The organism is Pedobacter sp. UBA5917, assembly GCF_002432345.1.
Taxonomy (GTDB): domain Bacteria; phylum Bacteroidota; class Bacteroidia; order Sphingobacteriales; family Sphingobacteriaceae; genus Pedobacter.
This window is the reverse complement of sequence record NZ_DJDT01000130.1, coordinates 1-24399: the sequence shown is the minus strand read 5'-3', so window position 1 is coordinate 24399 and position 24399 is coordinate 1. Positions and strand designations below refer to the sequence as shown.

24 protein-coding genes are annotated in these 24399 nt (G+C 40.7%); 22 read left to right on the top strand and 2 right to left on the bottom strand.

Annotated features, from left to right (window positions below; genetic code table 11):
- Nucleotides 1-163 precede the first annotated feature (163 nt).
- The 9 genes from B2V92_RS07990 to B2V92_RS07950 all read left to right on the top strand — a co-directional run bounded on the left by B2V92_RS07990 (nt 164) and on the right by B2V92_RS07950 (nt 8751).
- Entirely contained in the window at nt 164-856 is a 693-nt protein-coding gene (locus tag B2V92_RS07990; RefSeq protein WP_293306626.1) for a helix-turn-helix transcriptional regulator, read from the top strand.
- Between the two features lie 75 nt (nt 857-931).
- Complete coding sequence (locus tag B2V92_RS07985) at nt 932-1384, top strand: DUF1569 domain-containing protein (RefSeq protein ID WP_293306624.1); 453 nt, start codon at nt 932-934, stop codon at nt 1382-1384.
- A 12-nt stretch (nt 1385-1396) separates the two neighbouring features.
- Nucleotides 1397-1972 carry a YdeI/OmpD-associated family protein gene (locus B2V92_RS07980; RefSeq protein WP_293306622.1) on the top strand — a complete coding sequence of 192 codons (576 nt, stop codon included), beginning with the start codon at nt 1397-1399 and terminating at the stop codon, nt 1970-1972.
- A 102-nt stretch (nt 1973-2074) separates the two neighbouring features.
- Entirely contained in the window at nt 2075-2815 is a 741-nt protein-coding gene (locus B2V92_RS07975; protein ID WP_293306620.1) for a hypothetical protein, read from the top strand.
- Nucleotides 2816-3283: 468 nt separating this feature from the next.
- Nucleotides 3284-4111 (top strand): hypothetical protein, encoded by an 828-nt coding sequence (locus tag B2V92_RS07970; RefSeq protein ID WP_293306618.1) that lies wholly within the window; start codon nt 3284-3286, stop codon nt 4109-4111.
- A gap of 3 nt (nt 4112-4114) precedes the next feature.
- Nucleotides 4115-5347, top strand: coding sequence for a hypothetical protein (locus B2V92_RS07965; protein WP_293306616.1), 1233 nt, complete (start codon nt 4115-4117; stop codon nt 5345-5347).
- A 2-nt stretch (nt 5348-5349) separates the two neighbouring features.
- On the top strand, nt 5350-6267 hold the full coding sequence (locus B2V92_RS07960) for a glycosyltransferase family 2 protein (RefSeq protein ID WP_293306614.1): 918 nt from the start codon (nt 5350-5352) through the stop codon (nt 6265-6267).
- Nucleotides 6268-6277: 10 nt separating this feature from the next.
- Nucleotides 6278-7441, top strand: a complete 1164-nt coding sequence (locus B2V92_RS07955; protein ID WP_293306612.1) for an AMP-binding protein — start codon at nt 6278-6280, stop codon at nt 7439-7441.
- 296 nt (nt 7442-7737) lie between these two features.
- Nucleotides 7738-8751: a S41 family peptidase gene (locus B2V92_RS07950; RefSeq protein ID WP_293306610.1), complete on the top strand. Its 1014-nt coding sequence runs from the start codon at nt 7738-7740 to the stop codon at nt 8749-8751.
- A 16-nt stretch (nt 8752-8767) separates the two neighbouring features.
- Here B2V92_RS07950 and B2V92_RS07945 read toward each other — a convergent pair whose 3' ends face one another.
- Complete coding sequence (locus B2V92_RS07945) at nt 8768-9847, bottom strand: sensor histidine kinase (RefSeq protein ID WP_293306608.1); 1080 nt, start codon at nt 9845-9847, stop codon at nt 8768-8770.
- Between the two features lie 99 nt (nt 9848-9946).
- Here B2V92_RS07945 and B2V92_RS07940 point away from each other — a divergent pair, with 99 nt between their 5' ends.
- Nucleotides 9947-10075: a hypothetical protein gene (locus tag B2V92_RS07940; protein WP_293306606.1), complete on the top strand. Its 129-nt coding sequence runs from the start codon at nt 9947-9949 to the stop codon at nt 10073-10075.
- Nucleotides 10076-10106: 31 nt separating this feature from the next.
- Here B2V92_RS07940 and B2V92_RS07935 read toward each other — a convergent pair whose 3' ends face one another.
- Complete coding sequence (locus B2V92_RS07935) at nt 10107-10853, bottom strand: LytR/AlgR family response regulator transcription factor (protein WP_293306604.1); 747 nt, start codon at nt 10851-10853, stop codon at nt 10107-10109.
- A 539-nt stretch (nt 10854-11392) separates the two neighbouring features.
- Here B2V92_RS07935 and B2V92_RS07930 point away from each other — a divergent pair.
- The 12 genes from B2V92_RS07930 to B2V92_RS07875 form a co-directional block, all read left to right on the top strand.
- Complete coding sequence (locus B2V92_RS07930) at nt 11393-11626, top strand: class I lanthipeptide (protein WP_293306603.1); 234 nt, start codon at nt 11393-11395, stop codon at nt 11624-11626.
- Between the two features lie 27 nt (nt 11627-11653).
- Nucleotides 11654-11875 carry a class I lanthipeptide gene (locus B2V92_RS07925; RefSeq protein WP_293306601.1) on the top strand — a complete coding sequence of 74 codons (222 nt, stop codon included), beginning with the start codon at nt 11654-11656 and terminating at the stop codon, nt 11873-11875.
- A gap of 46 nt (nt 11876-11921) precedes the next feature.
- A complete protein-coding gene (locus tag B2V92_RS07920; protein WP_293306599.1) occupies nt 11922-12128 on the top strand; it encodes a class I lanthipeptide in 207 nt (68 codons plus the stop codon).
- A gap of 27 nt (nt 12129-12155) precedes the next feature.
- Entirely contained in the window at nt 12156-13379 is a 1224-nt protein-coding gene (locus B2V92_RS07915) for a lanthionine synthetase LanC family protein (protein WP_293306597.1), read from the top strand.
- Nucleotides 13380-13410: 31 nt separating this feature from the next.
- On the top strand, nt 13411-14583 hold the full coding sequence (locus B2V92_RS07910; RefSeq protein WP_293306595.1) for a lanthionine synthetase LanC family protein: 1173 nt from the start codon (nt 13411-13413) through the stop codon (nt 14581-14583).
- A 4-nt stretch (nt 14584-14587) separates the two neighbouring features.
- Nucleotides 14588-15505, top strand: a complete 918-nt coding sequence (locus tag B2V92_RS07905; protein ID WP_293306593.1) for an LLM class flavin-dependent oxidoreductase — start codon at nt 14588-14590, stop codon at nt 15503-15505.
- Complete coding sequence (locus B2V92_RS07900; protein ID WP_293306591.1) at nt 15498-18611, top strand: lantibiotic dehydratase; 3114 nt, start codon at nt 15498-15500, stop codon at nt 18609-18611. Before B2V92_RS07905 ends, B2V92_RS07900 begins: the two co-directional genes overlap by 8 nt.
- A gap of 2 nt (nt 18612-18613) precedes the next feature.
- Nucleotides 18614-19897, top strand: coding sequence for a glycosyltransferase (locus tag B2V92_RS07895; RefSeq protein WP_293306589.1), 1284 nt, complete (start codon nt 18614-18616; stop codon nt 19895-19897).
- Nucleotides 19869-20999, top strand: coding sequence for a hypothetical protein (locus B2V92_RS07890; RefSeq protein WP_293306587.1), 1131 nt, complete (start codon nt 19869-19871; stop codon nt 20997-20999). Before B2V92_RS07895 ends, B2V92_RS07890 begins: the two co-directional genes overlap by 29 nt.
- Nucleotides 20996-21751: a galactosyltransferase-related protein gene (locus B2V92_RS07885; protein ID WP_293306585.1), complete on the top strand. Its 756-nt coding sequence runs from the start codon at nt 20996-20998 to the stop codon at nt 21749-21751. The genes B2V92_RS07890 and B2V92_RS07885 overlap by 4 nt, the downstream gene beginning before the upstream one ends.
- A gap of 49 nt (nt 21752-21800) precedes the next feature.
- Nucleotides 21801-24209 (top strand): outer membrane beta-barrel family protein, encoded by a 2409-nt coding sequence (locus B2V92_RS07880; protein ID WP_293306583.1) that lies wholly within the window; start codon nt 21801-21803, stop codon nt 24207-24209.
- Between the two features lie 62 nt (nt 24210-24271).
- Nucleotides 24272-24399 (top strand): cysteine peptidase family C39 domain-containing protein (locus tag B2V92_RS07875; protein WP_293306628.1); only part of this gene is annotated, 128 nt, incomplete at its 3' end.

The following is a 24399-nucleotide window of genomic DNA, read 5'->3' as shown; positions in this document are numbered from 1 at the left end:
TCGGCGGCGGTGAGCCGAGGCAAGGCTGTGTTATAAGGCAAAAAATGATTGATTATAAATGTCAACAATTTCCTGCGTATCTAACATCCAGTTGAAACCTATATCAATAAATAACCACTTTTCGCTATCATTGTAGGAGTATTCTTTCCTGCAAATCCGATCCATGAACGATAACGATACCAAACGGCTTTCGCGCCTCACCGCAATTTTAACCCAATTGCAAACCAAACGTTTGTTAACGGCACCTGAGCTTGCACTCAAATTCTCGGTAAGTGTAAGGACAATTTATCGCGATATTAAAGCTTTGGAACAGGCAGGTGTGCCGGTTTTTACCGAAGACGGAAAGGGTTACCGGATAATGGAAGGCTATAAAATTCCCCCTGTTATGTTTACCGAAAGCCAGGCAAATGCTTTAATCCTTGCCGAACAGTTGGTGCTGAAAAATAAGGATGCTTCTTTTATCAAGGATTATTTAGAGGCTATCGATAAAATTAAGGCAGTATTGGGCAATAAAGTAAAGGATAAAGTAAACCTACTGGCCGAACGTACCCGTTTTACCCAAAATTTTAATAACGAAAGGAATAGCAATAACCTTTCCGACCTTCAGTTTGCCCTTACCAATTTTTATGTTACCCGTATAGATTATACCAATGAGGGCGGTCAAACCAGTTCGCGGTTAATCGAGCCTTTTGCCCTTTTAAGTACCCAGGAAAACTGGTTGCTGGTAGCCTGGTGCCGTTTAAGGAACGAATTCAGGTATTTTCGCCTCGATCGAATTAAAAAACTCGAAATGCTCACAGAAAAATTTAATCCCCATAAAATGACGCTGCAGGAATTTTTCGACAAATATCATTAAGTTCATTTATACCCCTGACATAGGGTTGTCATTTGGCCGTATTAGTTTTGCTGTATAAACATAAAATTAATGAACATGAACAACCTGTTTAACCCATCCGATACCGATGCCATTTTGGCCCGCATTGAAAAACTTGCACCAACCGCCCAAAAACAATGGGGTAAAATGAATGTAAACCAGATGCTCGCACACTGTAATGCATCGCTCGAAACCGCTATGGGTTTGCATAATCCCGAAAGATTGGGTTTTGTGGGCCGCTTTTTTGGAAAATTGATGAAACCGAAGTTTTTTAGCGAAGTACCTTTTCCTAAAAATAGTGCAACCGATAAAAGTTATATCATCCAAGGTAATCCCGATTTTGAAACCGAAAAAGCAAAAGTGATCAGGCAGATTAAAGCTTTTTCATCCGGTGGGCCTGCCAAATGTACCAAACATCCACAGGCATTTTTTGGCGAACTTACGCCCGCAGAATGGGCATTAATGCAGTGGAAACATTTTGATCATCATTTAAGGCAGTTTGGCCATTAAGCAACATTGAAAATGGAAAAAGAGATCGAAACTTTTTGTCCGGCAAGCCAGAAAGATTGGAGGCAGTGGTTAAGCGAAAACCATAGCGTTAAACAATCCGTATGGCTTGTTTACCATAAAAAAATATCAAATGTGCCCTCAATTTCCTGGAGCCAGGCTGTTGATGAAGCGCTTTGTTTTGGTTGGATAGATAGTACTGCCAGGCCAATTGATGACCATACTTTTATGCAGTTTTTCTGCAGGCGAAAACCCAAAAGCGTATGGTCGAAAATTAACAAGGTAAAGGTAGCGGTATTGATTAAAGAAGGGTTAATGACCAAAGCAGGTTTTGATAGCATAGCAATAGCAAAGCAAAACGGCTCGTGGACGATTTTAGATGCTGCAGAAGAACTAAATATACCTAAAGATTTAGCTGCTGCCTTTAAAACACAACGCGGATCGAAAGCTTTTTTCTTAGGTTTAAGTAAATCGGTGAGGAAAAGTATACTGCAATGGCTTGTTATGGCCAAAAAACCGGAGACCAGGCAAAAAAGAATCGAAGAAATTGCTTTGCTGGCAGGTATAAAGCAAAAGCCAAAACAGTTTTGATAAATACTTTTGTGGGCTTGGTATATTTATAATGATCTCAGTTATTTGGATTTAAAAATTCTTTATATCTTTAGGTAAAATCATTCAGCCCTCAAATATCTAATGAAACGTATCTCTTTCTCTCCAAAACGCTTTTTAGGCGTAATCTTTATTACATCGGCAATTGTAGCCTGTAAAAAAAATAGCAGTAACGAAGAAACTACCGTAGGCTCGGGTAAGATTTCTTACTTTGCCAAAGCCAATGTCATGAGCAACAGCGTAAAGAAAACCGCTGTGGTTGATAGCGTTTCGAAAACAGTCGAAGTAAACTGGTCGTACGCAACACTGTGGGTAGAAAAAATCTCGCTCGCCGCGCAGGGTAACAGACTGCTCGATACCACCATCATGGTAGAAAAAAACCTCAATATATTTAATGCCAATGCGCTGGCAGGCGTAGTTAAGCTGCCGATGGGTGCCTATAAAGATGTAAAAGTAAAACTGTTTTGCCGCAAGTCGCCACGGTCGGAGTTTGCTTTCGATTTCAAAGGTACTTTTATAAACAGTTTAGGTGGTACAGATAGCGTAAAGGTTGGTAGTTCTTACCCTTTCGAAGCGAACCTTACAGTTACAAATCTGGTTGTTGATCCTTCTGATAGTTATAAAGCCACTTTTAGCTTTAACCTCAACAATGTATTAACCGGAATCTCTGCCCGCTCGCTTGAGCTTGGCGCGAGAAGTTATACTGGCCAAAACAATAAGAAACTTTACATCATTTGGAAAGGTGGCTCTGCCGACGAACCTTTTTACGATCAGGTGATCCAGAACTGGCAAACCGTGGCCAGCGTGGTCATTACCAAAGAGTAACATCTTAGATTTTCTGATTCGCAAATATTAACGGTTTTTCGAACCGTTCATTTTCATATGCTCATTAATTTCATATGTGATACTTATTTATAATACTAAAAAATAAGTAAATTAATGTATTTATTGTTATACTTAGTGTAAATGCTTTATTATTTATGATAAAGTTTGTATCTATGTGTAATAAATTATCCTTTTCATCAATTTTTAACGTTCGTCTCCAAATGCAAACACGATTTGCTATCTCCGATTCTTAACTGATATTTATCTTTATGTATGTAAATATCTATTTTACAGTGATTTGATTTTATTTTCTTGCTTGCTGATATTCAATAAATTATCAATCATATTCAATCATCGTCCATGATAATAACAAGCTGATTTCTTGCTTACCCATGTTTTGTTATAAACAAAATAAGAATATTTATATATAATATAGTTTACATTTTAATAACCTTAAACCAAACAATTGTGAAAAATTTACTATCAATCATCATCCCTGTGCTCGAAGGCATGGAAGAATCGCCATTGAAGCACCAGTTATTAACTTATTTCCCGAAACAGGCAGAACATTTTACTACAATCGAAGAGAGTTTTGTTAAGCTTACCGCCATTCCGCATGATAGGGATCACCTTAAACCTTTTTTTCATAGCTGGAGCCAAACCAATAATAGTGCGGTTACTGTTGCCGGCTTAAGCAACCGAATGACGATGTTGATCCATAAAAATGCACCTGTGCCTGATGAAGCCCAGCTTTTCCGGTCGGTAGCAAGCCTGAACAGGATTGTTGACGAAGATCTGGCTGTAGTTGGAAAAGTATTGCACTCCGATCTGTTTTATACCATGGCTACAAATACCTGCGGCGACGATGGGTGGTTGTTAAGACAGTACCTTGATCCAAGTGCCCGTGCTTTTAAATATTGGAAAGATCAAAATTCGTTGCGTAATAAAGATTTGTTAATTGGACTTTTAACCACGCTTGTACACGAAATTTATACACACGGTGAAGTAGAATTCATATTACCTAAGTTTACACGTTGGCTGGAAGATGATTTTGGTTTTGATAAAGACACTTTGAAACATACATTGGCATGGATAACCGTACATTGTGGCCCAACCGAGAAAAACCACTTCTTTTATGCCGTTAATGCCATTAACCATTATGTAAAAGCCATGGATGTAAACCTGGCCGATTACGATCTGGCCGAAATTGTAGCCGATTATTTAAGTAAAAAAGCCGCGGTAATGGAAACCATCAGTGCCAGTTTAGAGCCGGTAATGTCAGAAGAAATTGCTTAAACGATGACCGGCGAACTTGTAGAAGGACACACGGTATGTAGCAAGGATATACTGAACAATCTGCTGATGAAACACCTGGGCGAAATACCCTGTAACGGTGCCGATTCCTTTTCGCCCATCCCCGTTGCGGTAACCCGTAAAGAAATAGCGCGGATGGATAAATTATGCCAGATATTGAATAAGGCCTTAACCGGTGTTGTGAATGCCTATTTTGAAGATGAAAGGATACGCGCCATTTATAACTTTGATGAAGAGCTTAATGATATTTTAAGGATGGCGCAGGCGCAGCCTTACCAGATCGGGATGTACCGGCCTGATTTTTTACAGGCTGAGGATGGTAGCATTAAAATCTGCGAAATAGGCGCAAGGTATCCTATTAATGGATGGATGATCAGTTATTACCTTAACGTGATTACCGAAGATAGCAGCTTGCCCCGGTTAGCAGCAGTTCCCGATCAGCAGGGTTTTATCGACACTATTTTTGGACGCTTTAATCCAAACGAACCTATTGTACTCGTACACGAAAAGGAAAAAGGTACAGAAGTATTTTACCTGCTGGATGAATTTAGTAAACAGGGCCTGGATTATATTTCTGCCAGCCCGGCGCAGCTAAGTTGCCAAAATGGGGAAGTTATGTTGCATGGTAAGCCTGTTGGCCAGTTTATATTGGAAATGGACCGTGAGGAACTGCGCAATTTTGATACGGAGGTATTGAAACTAATCATTACCAAGGGCAACTACTTTAACGATGTGCGTACGCTTATACTGGTTCATGATAAACGTATACTTGCAGCGCTGTACAATGATGGGATTATGAAAAATTATATCCCGGAGGAAGAATATCTTTTTTTACGTTCATTTTTGATCCCCACTTATGCCCTACATACTCCCGAAAAGCGGGAAGAAGTAAGTAATTCGGCATTAAACTGGGTGTTAAAACGTAACAGTGGTGGCCGCGGTATCGATATGTATGTAAAAAGTGATTGCGAAACCGCTTTTTGGACTGATGTAATTGCCAAACAATGGCCAGCATATATGGTGCAGCAATACGTGCCCCAACGCTGGTTTAAATACGGTAGTGGTTCCGAAAAAACATTGATCAATTTGGTTGGGATGTTGTTGTGTTATAATAACCGTTCATTCGGGCCGGGTTTGTTCCGGGGTTCTGCAGAAAGTGTGGTTAATGTTCATCAGGGCAGGGGAATAATTTTTCCCGCAATGTTATCCGAATCCTAAACATGACGCATGCCATCATTATCCCGCTGTTTAATAAGGAGGGTTATATTGCACAAACGCTTAATTCACTCATCCGGCAAACTAAACTGCCGGATGAGCTGATTATTGTAGATGATGTAAGTACAGATAACAGCCTTTCTATTGCACGTAATTTTTTGAGGAACAATGCAAGTGCTTTCGGTAACTGTAAAATACAGGTGATAGCGCTCAGGGAGAATAAAGGTCCCGGGAATGCCCGTAATGTAGGTTTTGCCGTTAGCAATAGCGAATTGGTCAGTTTTTTGGATGCAGATGACGAATTTCATCCCAAATTGCTCCAAACCGCTGCTGATGCATTCAGCAGGTACCAGCTCGATTTTATGGTACTCAATATCGCTTTTATGCCCGGTAATGAAATCTATCCCGATCCCGCGCAGTTAAAGAAATATATCGAACCGGTTGATACCGATTTATACCTGATTAAAAATCCCTTAAAAGCGGTTAGTTCACCATATTTTATCATGGGCGTTGGCAGTAATGTCATCACAAAAAGCAAATGGATTGCTGCTAACCGATATACTTCTGAAGTACAGCTTAATGAAGGGGTCGATTTCTGGTACCGTGTGTTAAAAGGCATCCTGAACGAGGTGCCCGGTAAAATCGCATTGCAGACCGGCGCTTATCTTTACGTTAACGAGGTGCCGGGTAGTTTATCAAGAAAAAAATATACACATTTTAAACAGATCGGGCTGCCGCCGGTAATTTCGCGGTATATCAACAGTAAAGATGAGCACGATCGACTATTGATGGGCATGATAGGCGAACGCTGGTACAAATATGCTTTACAAAATTTACCATCCAATAGCCAGAAAATACGGTTTTTATGGCATTACCGCAGCTTTATCCCAAAGTATTTTGGTTATCTGCTTCTTAAAAGATGAATTTTAGATCATGATCAATTCCCTTCTTAATCACTATTATAAAATTGTAAAGCAATCGGATCTTTTCAGGTCCTATTATTTTGGCTACGAAGATTACCGGGATGCACCCTTAATGGGCAAGAAAGAGTTGATTAATGCGTTAAACCAAAATTTTGATCTTCATAAGCAAACACAGGGTGTTTATTTGGTGCGTTCGGGCGGATCTACCCAAAAACCATTGGTTTTTCCTGTTGATATTGCCGAAAATCTGGAGCAGCGTGCGGTGCTTGCTGCGGCATTAAAACAGGCTGGGGTATTTATACCAACTACCATTGCGCTCAACATGTTCGGTTACATGGATATGTACCGTACTGCAGCCATTATGGACGATCTGCTGGAAAGATGCAGTGCAACCACGTTGGTAGCGAGCGCCGGTTTACCTTATGAAGATACCTATGGAATGGCCCAAAATTTTAAGCCTGATTTATTACTGGGTACACCGTCTAAATTATTTCTTTTTGCACAATACCTCAAAAAACATCAGCTTGGTTTATCCATCAGGAATCTTCTGTTCGGGGGTGAATTTTTGCCTGCATCATATATCAGATCCTTTGAAGAGGCTTTTGGAACTCGGCAGATTTATTCGCTCTATGGTTCGGCCGAAACAGGGATATGGGCCTGGTGCGATTATAGCCGCTCGCCATCGTTGTTCAGGGTGATAGATGGTTTGGTAGTTGAAGTAAATGAGCCCGACGCCGATGGCTATGGTACCTTGCTGGTAAGTAATCTGTTCCGTAAACGTTTCCCCGTTTTTAGGTACAATACCGGCGATATCGGTAAATGGATCGAAATTGATGGCCAACTTTATCTCGAATTGAAGGGAAGGGAGCAGAAATCGTTTATGTTTAACGAGTGCAATTATGAGCTGGATGATTTTAACACGGTTTTTGCCGAGGTAGAAAGGTTTCAGATACAGGTTATGCCCCATGAAGGACATACCGTAATAAAATTTATCCTGATAACAGATTTGGCGGATAGTGAAAAAGAGGCTTATATAACACTAAAGCTTCAGCAGTTGTATGAAATATTTGGCTATAAAGTGAAAAATCTGGAGGTTTTGGCCGGTGCTGATGCAAATCTTTATACGGATGCAACTACCGGTAAAACACCTATAATTATTGATCATCGGATTTAGTATAAGGTGCCATGATCACTGTTTTTTGTTGAGTGATAAATGGACTGAAAAATAAAAAAACAGAGGATAAAAAGGTTACAGACCTTGGCATAAAGCCGTTTTTTGTTGATGTTACCGCTTATCGGATAACAAAGGCTTAGCTGCTGTTTTTTGAACTGAGATTAAGGATCGTTACATTTGAGAAGCTGCACACATGGTGAACCTTGCTTATGAAACCAATTATCTTATCTTTTTTAATCCTGTTTTCGATGTCGTTAAAAGCCCAAAATTGCAATTGCTTAACCAACTTTGACTTCATGGTAAATAGCGTTAAATTAAATTATGCAGGTTATGCAGATAAGGTTAAGGAGCATAATTACAATGAATTTTCCTTATTTACCTCCAAACTCCGTAAAAAAGCAGCTAAAGCCACAGATATTAAATCGTGTTATATTGTACTCAGAACTTGGACAGAGTGGTTTAAAGACCACCACCTGCGGGTGCAGCTGGATTGGCGTTTCCGTGAAAAATACCCTGATGCCGCCAAACAGCTAAGCCAATATTTTGCGGGAGGGAAACCTGCCCCTTTACCGGCAAATTATCCCGGTGATACCTCATCCCTAAAATTACTCGGTCCCGATGCTGTTTTACTCAGGCTGCCTTCTTTTGAGTGGAGCGAGAAAACAGTTATCGATAGCCTGATCAAGGCGAATATCAAACAGTTGGAGTCGGCAGAATATTGGGTTATCGATATCCGTGGTAATGTTGGCGGTACCGATTACGCTTTCAATTCAATACTTCCCTATATTTACACAAATCCTATAATGGGCAAGCCCGATGAATATTTATCGTCAAGGGGAAATATCGATATTTTGAAAGAAGGTTTGCAGTCTGATGAGCTAAATTCCGAAGCCAAATCATTCATCAGAAAACTTATCGTTTTAATGGAAGAGAAACCAGGTGGTTTTGTTAACCCATCGGGGGTTGAATCGGTTGAAATGAAATTCGATAAAACCTGCGTTTATCCCAAAAAAGTTGGGATACTGATCGATAGAAAAAGTGCCAGCTCGGCCGAAACATTTTTATTGATGGCCAGGCAAAGTACCAAAGTTTCGGTATATGGTGAAAATAGTGCAGGGATGCTTGATTATGGAAATACACAGTTTTTCGATATCCCCTGCAAAGATCTGAATCTGGTGATACCCATTAGCCGCTCCATGAGGCTCCCGGAGCATCCTATAGATAACATCGGAATAAGCCCGGATAAAAAAATAGACCGCAATGATCCTGATCCGGTAGCTTCGGTTCTTAAGGCCATCCGGCAGAAATAATTTTTGATTTAAAGGCTTATGCGCCTATTAAAATGGAGGCTTTCACCGTAAATTTTCCATCTCGGTTATCAGAGGAGAGCAGGTCTTTTTGTCCATAAGTTGATTCCATCCGTTCGGAAAGATTTTTAAGGCCGGTGCCTAAACTGAAACTGCTGGTATGCTCCAGCACCGCGTTACTTGTTTCTATTTTAAGAAATTCGCCGTCTATATAAATGTGCAGTTTACCGGGATCTTCGGCATTGGTAAGGTTACCATGTTTATACATGTTTTCTACCAGGGTAACCAACAGGAGCGGAAGTATCATCACATCTTTAACCTGCTGATCGTAAAGTATCGTTAAGTTGAAGTTCCCTCCATGCAGCATTTTAAATATATGGGAAAGTGTTTTAATCTGTTCGATTTCATCCTCCAGTTTAATCAGATTGGTTGTAGGGGTAGAATCGGCGGCATACCTCATCACATCGCATAAAGAAATCAGCATATCGCCTGCCAATTCATCTACTTTACGTATCCTTCTGTGCACAAAACTCAAAACGTTAAAGAAAAGGTGCGGATTTACCTGTGCCCTTAAATAGGCATTCTGTATGGAAATAAGATTGGCTTCAGCCGTTCTGCGTGCAATGATATCCTCCAGGTTTTTGATCTGCAGCAGATCCGACTTTTTGCGTTCGTTTATAAACATTCTCAAAAACGCATAACCCGATGATACCATGATAAAGAAAAGCGAGCGGTAGGTAGCGCCCAGCAAAAATTTATAATCTATTCCCAGAAAATTTCCTTCTGCATGCTGGTTATAATCGGTAAAAAAGTTGTTCAGTAATGCAAGTGCAATGGTGTAAAGGAATATTTCTACAACAATGAGTAAAGGATATTTTAAATATTCTATGCTACCGCCTTTAACCCGGATACGGGAAATGAGTTTGGCATTGATGTAAAATAATGCAATGTTGAGCGAGTAATGCACCACGTAATTGATCAAAGGACCAAAAACCCCGGCGAAAAGTCCGGTAACCACCGACTCATAAATAATGTAAAGGCTCCATGCGAGGAAATGGTATTTATACTTCGCAAAAAAATTGATGACTTTGTCTTTCATCCCTAAAATCTCCTTATTAATACCAAATCCAACCCTGTATATCCTAAACTTTTTAAATGTTGAAAATAAGCGAGTAGTTTCATTAAAAAAATAAGCCCCATGAAAACAACAAAACTTACCAAAAAAACTGTATTTGTTTATCGTAAAAACGAACAAACCAAACTTGCCGAAACCAACCCTACATTTACCACCATTACAGTAACCGTTACCGGATATCCACCTTACTAATATCTACCTGTTTATCATAAGGGCCCATCAATTATTTTTTTTGTATGGGCCTTAATGATTTTTTATTCAGCAAATCCATCAACAGGGGGCGGTAATTCTCGCCAATGGTAAATTTGCTCCCATCACTCATGGTGAGGTTATTTGCATCTATCGTTTCAATATGTGGCACCGAGATCAAAAAACTCCGGTGGAGCTGAACAATATGGCTGTAATCAGCAAGCAATTGTTTGGCATCTTTTAAACTCAGGTGTGTAACAACGGTTTTGTTCCCTAAGTAAATCCTTACATAATTAAGCATACTCTCAACGGCAACAATTTCTGCAATCCTGATTTTTACAAGCTTGAGGTTGTCTTCCTTATTTTTAACAAAAATATAATCCTCCTGGGGGTCGTTGTTATCCCTATCAGCCAAAACGCCCGTTTTCCTTACTACCTTTTCTACTGTGGCCAGAAATTTGGTGAAATTAAAAGGTTTAAGTAAAAAACCATCCGCATCTGTTGCGAAAGCATCAATGGCATACCGGGCATGCGAAGTGGTAAATATGAGTGTTTTGGTAAGTGGCCTTATTATTTTTGACAGATCAATGCCGCTTAATTCAGGCATATCCACATCCATAAAAACCATGTCGATAGATGGATCAGATCTAAGAAAAGAGGGGACTTCGATAGGGTTGGAAAACGACTTTTTTAATTCCAGATAGGGGACCCTTTTAATATATTCTGTAATCTCCTCAATTGCATCTGGATCATCATCTACAACCAAACAGTTAATCTTCATTCAATTAAAATTTACGTTATCTAGATATTTACTTGTTAAACAGGCTTCAAATCAACTATGCCCATGAATAAATCTTATCGATTTATCCATAATTATCAAAAAAAAGCAGATACATAAAGGAGATTTGTTTTGTCTGTCCTTATTTACACTAAGGTTTATCAATTATAGTCATTTTATATCTTTTTTTTAAATATAGTTTCCTAAAATTTTCGATCAGAATTTAATACTGGAAAAAATACAACCTGTAGAAGTGGTTATATGGCGGTATGCCCGGGCACCATTTAAAAACGGAACGCCAAAATCCTTTCATCCCTGATTTTGCCCTTTATATCCTAAAACCATCCCTATTGGTAAAAACCATGCCCCGAAGATTGATGTAAGGCCTAATTTCAAATCAACAAATGGCTGTAACCCCCTTTTCGGTTTCCTGTTTCGAGCGAGTTGCCTGAAGGATTGTACAGCCAGATGCCATTTTAAGATAACGAAAGATTAGCAACTTGAATACTGATCTTAATGGAAAACAATTTAAAACAAAAAAGATGAAAAAAATCAATCTAGGAAAAAAATTATCCTTAAACAAAGAAACTATTTCGAAACTAAACGAACGTCAGATGCAGTTTATCCACGGTGGCCAGGCTGCCGATTCGAATATTGCATGTACAGTGAGCTACAACTCATGTGCTGGTGGCTGTAACGGCTCAACCAAAGAAGCAACTTTAGAAGCAGCTGCATTTGGTTCATGCTGCGAAGATTCGTGCAAAAAAACCAATTAACCTAAACAGATCATTAAAACTAAAACAATGAAAAAGATAAATTTTTCTAAAAAGCTGTCCCTGAATAAAGAGACCATTGCAAAATTAAACGATAAACAAATGGAGTTTATTCAGGGCGGTCAGGCTGCCGATTCGAATATTGCCTGTACCGTAAGTTACAACTCATGCGCCGGAGGATGTAATGGTTCAACAGTAAAAGCAGAATTAGAAGCAGAGGCTTTTGGCTCATGCTGCAAAGGTTCTTGTTAATTAAATAGATCAATTCAAGTTGCAAATCTTTTTAAACAAAACAATCATGAAAAAAATCTTCAACCAAAAGCTTAAACTCAATAAAGAGGTTATCATAAAACTCAACAGCGAGTCGCTGGCCACTATTATGGGCGGCCAAAACAACATCATCAGCTATTTCTCCTGCTTAGGCGGATGTAACGGATCCGAAGTTTATAATGTAGAGGAAGAAGCAGCATTTAAATCATGCTGCAAGGGCAGCTGTAACGGTTAAATTTTCTAAACTACAAATCGACCTAAAATGTACACTAAAACAGAACAACTGGCAGTAAATATCGGGAACACGGATTTGGCCATCCTCGAATCAATAGTGGAGCACCTGGAGCACTTTAACGGCGGATTAACCGGCATTGATATAAAAAGGGGACGCTTAGGCCTTTCGCTCTTTTATCTCCTGTACGGTGATTATACCCAGGATGAACAATATTACCTAAAGGCGGTAGAACTTATTACCGAATCTGTTGGTGCATTGGGTAACGGATACCAGAGTTTCAACATTAACCTCGAATTATCTGAAATGGGCCGGTACCTCGAATTTATAAAAAAAGAATATGGTATCGACTTCGAAGAACAGGAGCTGTTCAGGTTTATCGATGAAATACAATCGGCAGACCTTGAAAAAACAATAGCAAAAGGCGATTGCGACCCTTACACAGGTTGTTTGGTTAGCGGATACTATTTCCTTGCGAGATGCAAAACAGATCCATCGCTGAAAACAAAAGTAGAGGATGTTATCCACGCAGTTTCCCGTTCGGCAGAAAAAGACCTTTCAGGGAACCTCTACTGGGTTTCGCAGCTCCATAAAAAACACGAAATTTTTCTGGGTTTATCACACGGTAACTCATCAATTATACTTTTTCTAAACCAGGCTTATTTACAGGGAATACTTCCTGAACTCTGTTTGTCCATCATGAAAGGAGCCGCAGGATATATTCTTGCAAATGCTTACAATGAGCAGGATAAAGATCAGCTCAAAAGCATGTACCCTACTATAGTGGGCGAAAATGAATCTTCGCCATTATGCTGGTGTTATGGCGATATGGGTATTGCACTGGCCCTTCATAAAGTTGCAGCCCTATCGGAACCGGGCGCAGATAAGGCCTTATTAATTAACGAAGTAGGGGGAATCCTTGAATTTGGTGCCAAAAGAAAAAATTACCGGGAAACCAGGATCGGCGACGCCGGAATATGTTATGGCGCTTCCGGAACTTTCCTGATGTTCAATTACTTTTCGCAGTTTGAATCATTTGAACAGTATAGTGTTATTGCAGAAGAATGGTATGCACAAATACCCGGATTTGCGGTCCATCCCGAATATCCCTGCGGATTTAAGGGAATGTTCAATCAGCAGTACGCCAATACCAACCATTCTTTTAACGAAGGCATAATAGGCATTGGCTGTACCATATTATCAAAACTGAACAACAATTACTCGGCACTAAACGAGTTCCTAAATATTTCCTGATCAAAATCATTGGTATTTTATGATAACAGATATGCACTTTGACATCATCGAGGGTCAACTAGCCGAAATTGAAAAAAACTTCTTCCAGGAGGATACACCGCACGATTATTTCCTGAACGGAAAAACAGGACTGGCCCTGTATTATTTCTACCGTGCAAGGATCTCGGAAGACGAGCAGATGTACGGAAAGGCCAATACACTGATTAATGAGGTGCTCGATCAGCTTGGAACGCCCGGACGTTTTTACGGAGGATCGTTTACACTGGGAATCTCCGGACTTACTTCTGCATTATTAATTATGAAGGAAGAAGAATTTATAGATTTTTCCGATCAGGATTTAGCTGGGCTCGACCATTTTGTTTTCTCGTGGGCAAAGGAGGAACTGGATATCATGAATACAGATTATCTCCACGGAGCGGCCGGAGCCCTGCATTATTTTATAGAAAGGGCAGGGTTGGGAAATCAGGGTTGTTCAGATATGGCGGCCGAACTGATCGATATTTTTTACAGCCTCGCTTTAAAAGATGACCAGGGGATCCGTTTTCTCAATAAATTTTATAAAAACAGGTATCCGGAATTTACCAACCTTGGCGTTTCGCATGGTTTGATGGGCGTATTGCTGATCCTGATGAAAGCCTACGAAAAAGGCATCCGTACTGAGCTGTGCCTTGAGATGATTGAAGGTGGAATGAAATACCTTGAACAGGTTTATTTTGATAAACCTTTCCCCCAAAGCGGGCAATCAAGATTTTTCGTGTCGAAAAACGAAGAAACCAACGAATTACAGTATACCGATAGGCTGGCATGGTGTTACGGCGACCTTAATGTTGCATTGATATTCTCTAAAGCAGGAAAACTGCTGAACAATGAAAAATTTTCAGGTATAGGTCTCGAAATCGGCTTGGAAACCATGCAGCGAACAACTGCAGAGCAAACCGAAATCAGAACGCCTTTTTTCTGCCATGGTACCAGTGGCACTGCAATGGTTTACCATTCGTTATATGCGGTTACCGGCGAAAACAGGTTTTTAGAAAGCTACGGGTATTGGAAAAACGAAACCTATAACATGCTTGATATCGATCAGCTAAAGATGATGAGCTCGGGTGTACTATCATTTCTGGATGGACCAATAGGGCTCGCATTTTTCTTGCTTACTGAGCAATACGGACAAAAATTAAAATGGGAAAAATACTTTTTATTATAAAGATATGAAAATTGGTCTATTAGAATTCGGCGCAGGTCCACCAGAAGTTAAGTGGATGCTGGAAAATGTGGTTGATTATGCCTGCAAGGCAGATGAGCTTGGATTTTCGAGAATATGGCTTGGTGAACATTACTTTCTGAACCACTTTTGGTACAATCCGGAAATATTAATACCTGTACTTGCCGGAATGACCGACAGAATTAAGATTGGAGTAGCCGGGATATTATTAGGAATACACTCGCCGTACCGTGTTGCATTAACATTTAAAATGCTGGCAACACTTTTTCCCGGAAGGATTGATTTAGGTATTGCCAATGGCACGCCATCACAGAAAGTGGTTAAATTGATGCTACAGAAAAGCGATGAAGAGTGCCTGAACTTCCGCGATGATTTTGGACAGAAGTTTTCAGACCTTGTCCGTTATCTGAGGGAAGAAGAAAAACTTTGGGAAGAGCAGGTATTAATCCCTCCGCATGGAGGCGGTATCCCGGATATCTGGTCGCTGGGCTTATCTTATAACAGCTTAGGGAAAACGCTTCCACTTGGCGTAAATTTTTCGAGGTCAATTTTCCATTTGGGCTCAGACCGCAATTACAACAGGGAAAAATTACACGAATTTCAGGAAGAATTCTTTGCCCTCCACGGAAGGATGCCAGAGGTGAATGTAACCTTTGCAGGCATCTGTGCCAAAACAAGCCAGTATGCCCAAAAATTACTGAACAAAATGGGGAAAGAAGAAGAGTCGAATTTGAGTACGCTCATAGTTGGCTGCCCCAATAAATTCCATGATACATTGATGGCGATGCAGGAAGATTATGGTGTAGATGAGTTTATTATGCTCAACCTGATTTACAATGCGAAAGACAAAATAAACAGTATAGAGTTAATCAGTGAAAAATGTTTTGAAGGTGTTTATGCTTAAGGAAAATAATAGTTACGAATTTATCGGGGATCTCGTATTGAGAACGCCTTACCTGCCGAATAACATCGACATATTCAGTAAAGAATACGCTTCGGATGATAAGGTAATGGAGGCTATTTACCTCGCCTCGCCAACACTGTGCGAGCAACTTGTGCAGGGCAATAAAAAGGAAAGTGAAAAACTCTGGGTCTCCTTGTACAAATACATATCGCGTATGAGCTCCAGGTGCACACCTTTTGGTTTGTTTGCGGGGATCAGCACCATAAAATGGGGCGGGGATACAGCGATCGAGGTAAGCGAAAATATCAGGCGCAAAACACGCCTGGATATGGCTTACCTGTGCAAACTGGCCGAAGATATTTCTAAAAATCCTACGGTTAGGCATTCGGTAAAATATTTTGCCAACAACACCCTGTACCAGGCCGGCGAAAATTTTAGGTATATAGAATTGCAATACAGCAATGCTTCGCGCCAGTACCAGATTTCATCGGCCCAGAGAACAGATTATCTGGAAGAAATACTGGCCATGGCAGGGCCGGGTGTTAAGCTCGAAACATTGGCCGGTTTACTAACCAGCGATGATATTAGCCTGGAAGAAGCTTACGAGTATCTTTTTGAGCTGATTGATAACAGGTTATTGATATGGGAACTTGAACCAAAAGTGACCAATGAGAACGACTATGGCCGTACCATTTACCATTTTCTTTCTGAAAACGCCGATCTTTTCAATGATGAAAGATTGAAAACCATCCACATTACTTTGGGCGATGTGTTATCCAAACTCGACCTGCTGGATCAGCAATCATCAAATAAAATAGAAAGTTATAAAGAAGTGTACCACCGCCTGACCGAACTCGAACTTCCTATCCAGGAAGGTAACCTTTTTCAGGTTGATTACACCAAAGAAACCAGCGGGGGCATATTAGATTCGGCAATACAGCTTGAGCTGCTGGAGGCCCTGGATGTACTGAGGTTCCTAAATTATAGATTGAAGGAAAACCTGCTCAATATGTTTAAGGAAAAATTTTATGCAAAATACGAGGATAGGGAGATTCCATTACAAACCGTATTGGATACGGATATCGGTCTGGTTTATGGAAGTGATTCGCATAGCGATACCTCACCGTTAATAGATGATATTGCAGTGTCTGGTTCGGGTTCGGGACCCAAAAAAATAAACTGGTATGATGAGAATTCATTTCTTTTAAAAGCCCTGGGTAGCTGCATAGCCCGAAATGGTTCCGAAATCAGGCTCGAAGAGGAGGATTTTGAAGGTCAGCTCAACATGATAAGCCCGGATGAAATGCCCGATTCGTTAGCGGCTATATTTAGGACCATAGATAGCCCTGGCAGTCGGATTCAGCTCGAATATTTCAGTGGTTCGAGTGCGGTAAATGTGCTGGGCCGCTTCGCCTATCTCGATGAGAAAACAGATCAGATTATCCGTAAAATAATAAGCAGGGAAAAAGAATTGTTAAAACCGGGCGAAGTGATGGCCGAAATTATCCATTTTCCTGAAGACCGGATCGGTAATATTATTCTCCGGCCATCATTTCTTGATCATGAAATACCATATCTTACACATGCAGGAGTAGCTTCTGAAAAAACAATCAGGATAGAAGACCTTGTGCTTAGCATGCGGGGCGGAAAATTTGTGCTAAGATCGGTAAAGGATGGGCGGATTGTTAAACCCAGGCTATCAAATGCACATAATTTTTCCAATAAGTCGTTGCCGGTTTACAGATTTCTATGCGACCTTCAGGCTCAGGACAGGGTTGGTGGAATTAGCTTCGAATGGGCAAATTTCTTTACTTCCCAATTTGATTTTTTACCAAGGGTATCCCATAAATCGGTAATCTTATCGCCGGCGATGTGGATGTTAAGAAGTAATGATCTGGCCCCGCTTAAGCAGAACGGAGGAAACCATGAAGCTTTAAGCCGGTTGTGCAGTAGCAGGAAACTGCCCGAAAGATTTATCATCTCCGAAGGGGATAACGAATTACTGATCGATTTTTCGCAGCGCATCTGTATTGCTACCTTTTTCGATTATATCAAACGCAGGGATAATGTTGTTATTAAAGAATGTTTCTTAGGCGGCTCCAATACTTTGGTAACCGATAATAATGGCCATCCTTTTAACAGTCAGTTTATTGCACCCATTGTTAAAAAGGCATCTATAGTACAGGAAACGGATGAAATACCTGAAATAGGCCACAACCTGGTCATGAATGATTATCAGCCGGGCGATGCGTGGTTATACTATAAAATTTATTGCGGAAGCCAATCGGCCGATAAGATACTGACCGAAAACCTTCCACAGCTTAACCAAAGGCTTTATTCGAGGGGGCTTATCGAAAAGACTTTTTTCATCCGCTTCAGCGATCCCGAATGGCACCTCCGGATCCGTTTCCGGCTTAAGGATGCAAGTGTGGTGGGCGATGTTATTATGGCCGTTAAAGAAGCGTTTGAGGAGAAAATACGTTCTGGCGTAATTTCTAAAATCCAGATCGATACCTATAAACCTGAGTTTAAGCGTTACGGTTCAAATACCATCGAATGGTCGGAAAGCCTTTTCGATGCTGATAGCCGATTGGTAACATCCATACTGAATACCCTCGATGATTATCACGATCCCGAAGAGCTAAGGTGGCTGATTGCGATGAGTGCTGTTGATGCGCTTCTTGATGATTTTGGATACGGCCTGGACGATAAAATACGGATAATGGGCAATATCAGCCAATCGTTTAACCGGGAATTTGGTTTTAATAAAGCACTTAAAGTACAAATGGACAGCAAGTACAGAAAACACCGGAACCAGATTGCCGGCGTTATGGAAACCAGGCCCGAACACATGCTGAACCTTCATGAAATTGTTCAATCGCGGTCAGAAAAAATAAGGCCTATAGCCGAACATATTCTTCAGCTCGAAAGTGAGGGCAATCTTATGGTTGCGAAGGATGATCTGCTGGCGAGCTACATACACATGCACATTAACCGGTTGATGAAAAGCAGGCAGCGCTTAAACGAATTGCTTCTTTACTACTTTTTAGATAAATATTATACCTCAATTAATGCAATGCAGAGGAAATCGTTAAAGATAGCTTAATTATGGAACAGACGCATGTTTTTTACTTTGTGCTCGCTAATAATTCAATGAATTATGGGATCGGGAGTTATCTGAACCACCTGGTTTCGGGACTGCGGCATCATCGCGATATCGCGGTTACCATTGTTCATTGCCTTGACGAAGAGCATGATCGGTTTCTTATCGAAGAGCAGAACGGGATCCGTAATATCTATATCCCAAAACCTGCTTCCAGGTATATCAATATTTTCAATAGCCAGCATCAGACTGAAAAAATTAAATATGCCAAACGGGTACGCACATTACTGGAACCAATTTTCGAAGAGCTGGGCACAGTGGTAGCCCACTTTAATCAATCAATTCTATCCTTTTTGGCCGAGGAGCTTGAAAGGAGCTTTAACCTTAAAATAGTTTTTACCGTTCATTTTTTAAGCTGGCAGTTTTTATACGAGAAAAGTCTCGATGAGTATAGTTCGGCATGGCAGGAGGTTTACGGCGACAAGGCATTCCAGGTTTCCATAGATCCCAATGAAAAGATTTTTTGCCGTATCTCGGATCAGATTATCTGTTTAACAGAAGCGGCCAAAAACTTTGTTTGTGCGGCATACCAATGCGATCCGGATAAAGTAAAACTGATCAAGAATGGTATAACATTAACGTTACCGAAAAATGAAATGGATAAAATGCAGTTGAAAAAACAACTGGGCTTTAACGAAAACGACTTTGTGCTTGTATTTGTGGGAAGAATAGCAAAATCTAAAGGTATTAAGCATATTATTTCTGCGGTTAACCATCTTGTTAGCCACCATGCAAAACACAATATAAAACTATTGGTGGCCGGCTCAGGCAATTTTGACGATCTGTTGCCCATTTCCGGAAGTATCTGGAACAACGTAATATTTACCGGGGCACTGCACGAAGATCAACTCCATAACGCCTATTTACTTGCCGATGCCGGTATAACCATGTCTTTTTTTGAGCAGTGCAGTTATACGGCTTTAGAGATGCTCCGGTACGATCTTCCCATCATTTATGCCAATAACGATGGGCTTGCTGAAATGCTGGATGGTAATCCGGCCGCATTTAAGGTTGATCTGGACTTTAACATTAAAAACGGATACCATATTGATGTTGATAGCATCTGTAACCACATTTTAAACTTAATGGATAAGCGCGAAAAAGGCATACGGTTTACCCAGTCGGGCATAAAGGAAAGGTTCGCAATTGATTTGTGGATCAGGGATATGTTAGCGATTTATACCGGTTTATCTAAACAAATTGAAAGGGAATTTGAGTATGTACAATGAACAGCTATTGGAAGAAATAACGGTAACCGAGGGTATTAATTTCAGCCAGGTTAAACAGGTCCGTAAGCTATTACTCGAGCAGATGGTAATTAACGGTGGTTTTCAGGAAAATGTAGGCTTAATAAACGGGCGCCTTGGTCTTTCGCTGGCCATGTTTACGCTCGGCGGGCAGCCTGGGATGAGTTACCTTTCCGGTTTTGCGAACGATCTGCTCGAGGAGGCCTTTATGGATATAGATGGTTCAGTTTCGCCAGGTTACGATAACGGGGCTGTAGGTATCGCTGCATATTTCCACCTCATCGAAAAATATGGCTTTGCTTCCGTATCAAGGGCAGAGGTATTGGAAGAGGTAGATCTTTACATTCATAAGTACATTGCACATTCGGGTTTGCACCGGGCAGATTTAAATGAGGGTTCCCTTGGCCTGATATACTATTTAATGCTCAAGCTTTCGGATGAGGAACTTCATAATAGCCTCGATAATTCATTTTTAACCCGCGAGATGCTGATTGCTTGCATTGATGAAGTTGCCGATCATTTCGGAAATGTGCTGGCTAAGTTCGATGTTAAAACCATATCGCTGCGTATCCATGCCTATAACCTGCTTCGCCGGCTAAAAAACGATATATATCCCCAACCCGTGGCCTCAATAATTAAAATGCTTGAAGAAGAAGACCTGGAGCAGAAATATAGGGAAGCCTTAGCGGGCAGTAGCAACGAAGCGGGTATTCAGCTCATTTACCTTTGTTCGGTATACTGTAGCGCTACCGGAAAAACGATCCCGGGTTTGGAGTTAGATTACCAGAGGTATACCCTGCTAAGTGCCACGCAATATCATCAGGCACCATCTTTACAGGGGCTGAATATGCTGCTGGATATGATTATCAATGGACTGGAAAACGGAATTTACAACGCCGATTCAGATATTTCTCCAACCCAGATTATTAACCGGGCAATATATAACCTAAACGATCCCATCATAACAGGCTCGGTGGATTATAGCCTGCACAACGGACTTGGAAAACTACTGTTCATGGTGCAAAGCTTGCTTAAACCCCAGGCATACCAGATTTATAAAGAAGTGATATACCTACAGATATGAGCATAAACAAGCGTAACCTTCGTGATTTTACTTTTTTGTTCAGCTTTCGGATCGATAGCCCCGATAGAATGGAAAACCTGTTTGCAACTTTAAGGTTTCTGTCGTTAAATTTTAACAGCACCTTTCTTTTGTTGGAGGCTGGTCCGCAACAGCAGCTAAGTAATGCTGCGGTTAGTGCATTGGGTACAAATTTTTATTATAGTTATTGCGAAGACCACAGGCATTTCTTCTATAGAACTTACTATAATAACCAACTCATACAACAGGTAAATACCCCATACTACCTGCTTTACGATGCCGATATTATTATTCCGGGTGCCCAGCTCGAAAGAGCGGCAGATATGATGAGGCAAAATAAGGCCACAGCAGTTTATCCATACGATGGCAGATTTTACGAAACGGATATTTACCTCCGTAAGCTTTTCATTAATACCGGCAACGAATCATGCCTGGAAAAATATGTTGATTACCACAGGCTCAGTTTCTCAAAATCGTACGGGGGTGTAGTAATGTTGAATAAATCCGGATATGGGGCTTGTGGACAAGAAAATCTGGGGATCCGTGGCTGGGGACCTGACGATATTGAAAGGGTGCGCAGGTTGAGAATCCTGGGACACAAAATCGAAAGGGTTGATGGGCCTCTGTACCACCTCTTCCACCAAAGAAATCAGTTTTCGCTGCCACAGTACAGCAGCGATAATCAAAAAGAGTACCTAAAGGTTTGTGCAATGCATAAGCCGCAGCTTGTTTAATCGTCGCGAATTTAAAATTATTGATATGGATACCGTTAAAAGAGTGTTAATGATCATTACTGTTATGGGTTTATTTATAATCCGGAATATTTATGCTCAGGAGCCGGATAAAAAGGAAGTTGTAAAGTTTAAAGTTATTGATGCCGAAACCCAGGTATTTATAAATGCTGCCACTGTAGAAATGAATGCAGGTAACAGGTTAATTTTTAAAGGCAGTACCGATGCATCAGGCGCTTTCGCCATCTCCGATAAACTTATACCAGCAGATTCGGTTTACCTTAACATTAGTGCCGTTGGTTATTTCCAGAAAAAAATAGGCCTGCTCATTAAATCCCTTCCCCAGCCGGTTATAATCAGGCTCGATAAACAGGTACAAACATTAAAACAGGTTGAGGTGATCAGCAGCCAGAAACTGGTTGAGGATATCCAGGGGGGATATAAGTTTAATACCGATAAAATGATAGGTTCCAATACAGGTAGCAGTTTAGACCTATTGGGCCAGGTTCCGGGTATTGTGGTAGATCCATCGGGTACCGTGATGCTGAGGGGTGCCAGTGCAAAGGTTTTTATCAATGGTAAGCCAACCAACCTCTCAGGGCCTATGCTTCAGAGTTTATTGCGCAGTCAGAATGGGAAGAATATCGAATCTGTGGTGGTATATACCGATCCGCCTTCAAAGTTTGATGCCGCCGGATCAGGCGGTATTATCGATCTGGTGCTGAAAAAAAACAGAGAGAAAGGATTTTCCGGTTTCGCCAGTGCAGGTGCAGCCAACCTGCCGGCCTTCGATCTCAATACCAATCTTACCTACCGGAATAACAAATTCACCATTTATGCCAGTGGGAGCACTTATTATCGGTATGGTGTATCCGAAAACACAAATAACCTTACCTATAAACTGTTAAGTCCCGATTCGAACAGGTTGAACCAAACAGAAGAGGCCAAACAAAAAATGTATGGTTATTATGCCAATATCGGAACCGATTTTCAGATCGACTCGAACCAGACAATAGGTTCTAATATCAAGTACATCGATTTTAATGGCAGATTTCCAAAATCACTATTCACCGGCAGGGAATATTACGGAAGAGATCTTACCTACTACACCCAGGATAACAGTAACAGGATGAATAACAATTACCTGCTGGCAGATATCAATTATAAATTAAAATTCCCCAAAAGCAGGGGCGTATTGGATATTGATGCCAATTATGCCAATGCCGCAAACCGAACTTTGGTTGATTTTACGCAGAATTATTATGATACTCAGGATCCACAACAGATCAGGCTTTTGAGGGATCAGGAAAACAATACCGATATCAGGTACAATTTCTATGTGCTTTCTGCAGATTATGAAAAGAAAACCGGGAAAAACAGCAATCTGAGTTTTGGTGGAAAAACAACGTTCGCCTCAAATATTAACGATTACGTAGTAACTGGTGCGCTGAATGGTGCCATTCCGGCCAGGAACAATAACCTTTCTAACATGCTCGATTATCAGGAGAACATTAATAGCCTCTATTTTGTGTTCTCTTCAAAAATCAAGAAATTCTCTTATTCCCTGGGCTTAAGAGCCGAGTATATCGGATACAACATTAATTCGGGCCAGATTAAAAACGATTATATCAGTTTTTTTCCTAACCTGTATGCCAAAATCAGGTTTAAGCACGATCAGCAGTTGAGCCTCAACCTGTCGCGTAGGATTGAAAGACCTTCATATGAAATCCTCAATCCTTTTATAGATAATTCAAACCCTAACGAAATCAGTCAGGGTAACCCTTTTTTAAACCCCAGTTATAGCAATAAAGCACAGCTTAACTATACCAAATATTGGGGCGATTCGCATTCGCTCCTGGTTTCGGGCTATGTAACTTACATCCAGGATATTTTTGGCCAGATTAACAAGGCTTCAACCACCAGCAATATCGTGCTAAATACTTACGAAAACTATCAAAAGGCTTTAAACTATGGGTTTTACATTACCGAAGAAAGTTCTTTCGGGAAGAAGGTATCATTGAGTTTCTATCTCGGACTCCGGAAAAACAGTTATACCAGTAAGGAAACTTTGAACGATGAAAATGTGGAGAATCCTATTATGACCTATGATTCGAACTTACAGCTCAATTATAAAATTACAAAAGATTATAGTGTGCAGCTAAGCGGCGATTACAAATCGGCAAGTAACTACCTCCAGGTAAAAACAAAAGGAAATGGCAGTGTTAATTTCGGGTTTAACGGCAGGTTGAACAAAAGTTTCACTTATAGTTTTACGGTTCAGGATTTATTTAAAACCTCCAGAACTTTTACGGATATCAATAACAGTTCGTTTAGCGGGATATACCAGAATACCTGGAGATCAAGGTACGGTATCATCAGGCTCAACTATAAATTTGGCGGCGGGGTAAAATCCAGGTCGAGGGTTGAGGTTAAAGAGAACGACCGCTATAAATCCAACTAAATATCCGGCATCATCCGGAAGAAAATAACAGGACACAGATTAAGAACTTAACAATTCCAAAATTGGCAAATTTCACACATTACAGACAACCCGATCAGATGGACTGCGGTCCAACTTGTTTAAGGATGATTGCCCGCCATTACGGGAAACGCCTTAGTTTGCAGCGCCTGCGCGAAACATCCGGAATGAG

What these genes read in the sequence shown, in the direction of transcription:
- B2V92_RS07915 (WP_293306597.1), top strand. Translation starts at nt 12,156, where the DNA reads ATGTACACTAAAACAGAACAACTGGCAGTAAATATCGGGAACACGGAT.
- B2V92_RS07935 (WP_293306604.1), bottom strand. Translation starts at nt 10,853, where the DNA reads ATGAAGATTAACTGTTTGGTTGTAGATGATGATCCAGATGCAATTGAG.
- B2V92_RS07885 (WP_293306585.1), top strand. Translation starts at nt 20,996, where the DNA reads ATGAGCATAAACAAGCGTAACCTTCGTGATTTTACTTTTTTGTTCAGC.
- B2V92_RS07930 (WP_293306603.1), top strand. Translation starts at nt 11,393, where the DNA reads ATGAAAAAAATCAATCTAGGAAAAAAATTATCCTTAAACAAAGAAACT.
- B2V92_RS07945 (WP_293306608.1), bottom strand. Translation starts at nt 9,847, where the DNA reads ATGAAAGACAAAGTCATCAATTTTTTTGCGAAGTATAAATACCATTTC.
- B2V92_RS07880 (WP_293306583.1), top strand. Translation starts at nt 21,801, where the DNA reads ATGATCATTACTGTTATGGGTTTATTTATAATCCGGAATATTTATGCT.
- B2V92_RS07960 (WP_293306614.1), top strand. Translation starts at nt 5,350, where the DNA reads ATGACGCATGCCATCATTATCCCGCTGTTTAATAAGGAGGGTTATATT.
- B2V92_RS07905 (WP_293306593.1), top strand. Translation starts at nt 14,588, where the DNA reads ATGAAAATTGGTCTATTAGAATTCGGCGCAGGTCCACCAGAAGTTAAG.
- B2V92_RS07910 (WP_293306595.1), top strand. Translation starts at nt 13,411, where the DNA reads ATGCACTTTGACATCATCGAGGGTCAACTAGCCGAAATTGAAAAAAAC.
- B2V92_RS07920 (WP_293306599.1), top strand. Translation starts at nt 11,922, where the DNA reads ATGAAAAAAATCTTCAACCAAAAGCTTAAACTCAATAAAGAGGTTATC.
- B2V92_RS07940 (WP_293306606.1), top strand. Translation starts at nt 9,947, where the DNA reads ATGAAAACAACAAAACTTACCAAAAAAACTGTATTTGTTTATCGTAAA.
- B2V92_RS07925 (WP_293306601.1), top strand. Translation starts at nt 11,654, where the DNA reads ATGAAAAAGATAAATTTTTCTAAAAAGCTGTCCCTGAATAAAGAGACC.
- B2V92_RS07990 (WP_293306626.1), top strand. Translation starts at nt 164, where the DNA reads ATGAACGATAACGATACCAAACGGCTTTCGCGCCTCACCGCAATTTTA.
- B2V92_RS07955 (WP_293306612.1), top strand. Translation starts at nt 6,278, where the DNA reads ATGATCAATTCCCTTCTTAATCACTATTATAAAATTGTAAAGCAATCG.
- B2V92_RS07975 (WP_293306620.1), top strand. Translation starts at nt 2,075, where the DNA reads ATGAAACGTATCTCTTTCTCTCCAAAACGCTTTTTAGGCGTAATCTTT.
- B2V92_RS07950 (WP_293306610.1), top strand. Translation starts at nt 7,738, where the DNA reads ATGGTAAATAGCGTTAAATTAAATTATGCAGGTTATGCAGATAAGGTT.
- B2V92_RS07895 (WP_293306589.1), top strand. Translation starts at nt 18,614, where the DNA reads ATGGAACAGACGCATGTTTTTTACTTTGTGCTCGCTAATAATTCAATG.
- B2V92_RS07980 (WP_293306622.1), top strand. Translation starts at nt 1,397, where the DNA reads ATGGAAAAAGAGATCGAAACTTTTTGTCCGGCAAGCCAGAAAGATTGG.
- B2V92_RS07985 (WP_293306624.1), top strand. Translation starts at nt 932, where the DNA reads ATGAACAACCTGTTTAACCCATCCGATACCGATGCCATTTTGGCCCGC.
- B2V92_RS07965 (WP_293306616.1), top strand. Translation starts at nt 4,115, where the DNA reads ATGACCGGCGAACTTGTAGAAGGACACACGGTATGTAGCAAGGATATA.
- B2V92_RS07900 (WP_293306591.1), top strand. Translation starts at nt 15,498, where the DNA reads ATGCTTAAGGAAAATAATAGTTACGAATTTATCGGGGATCTCGTATTG.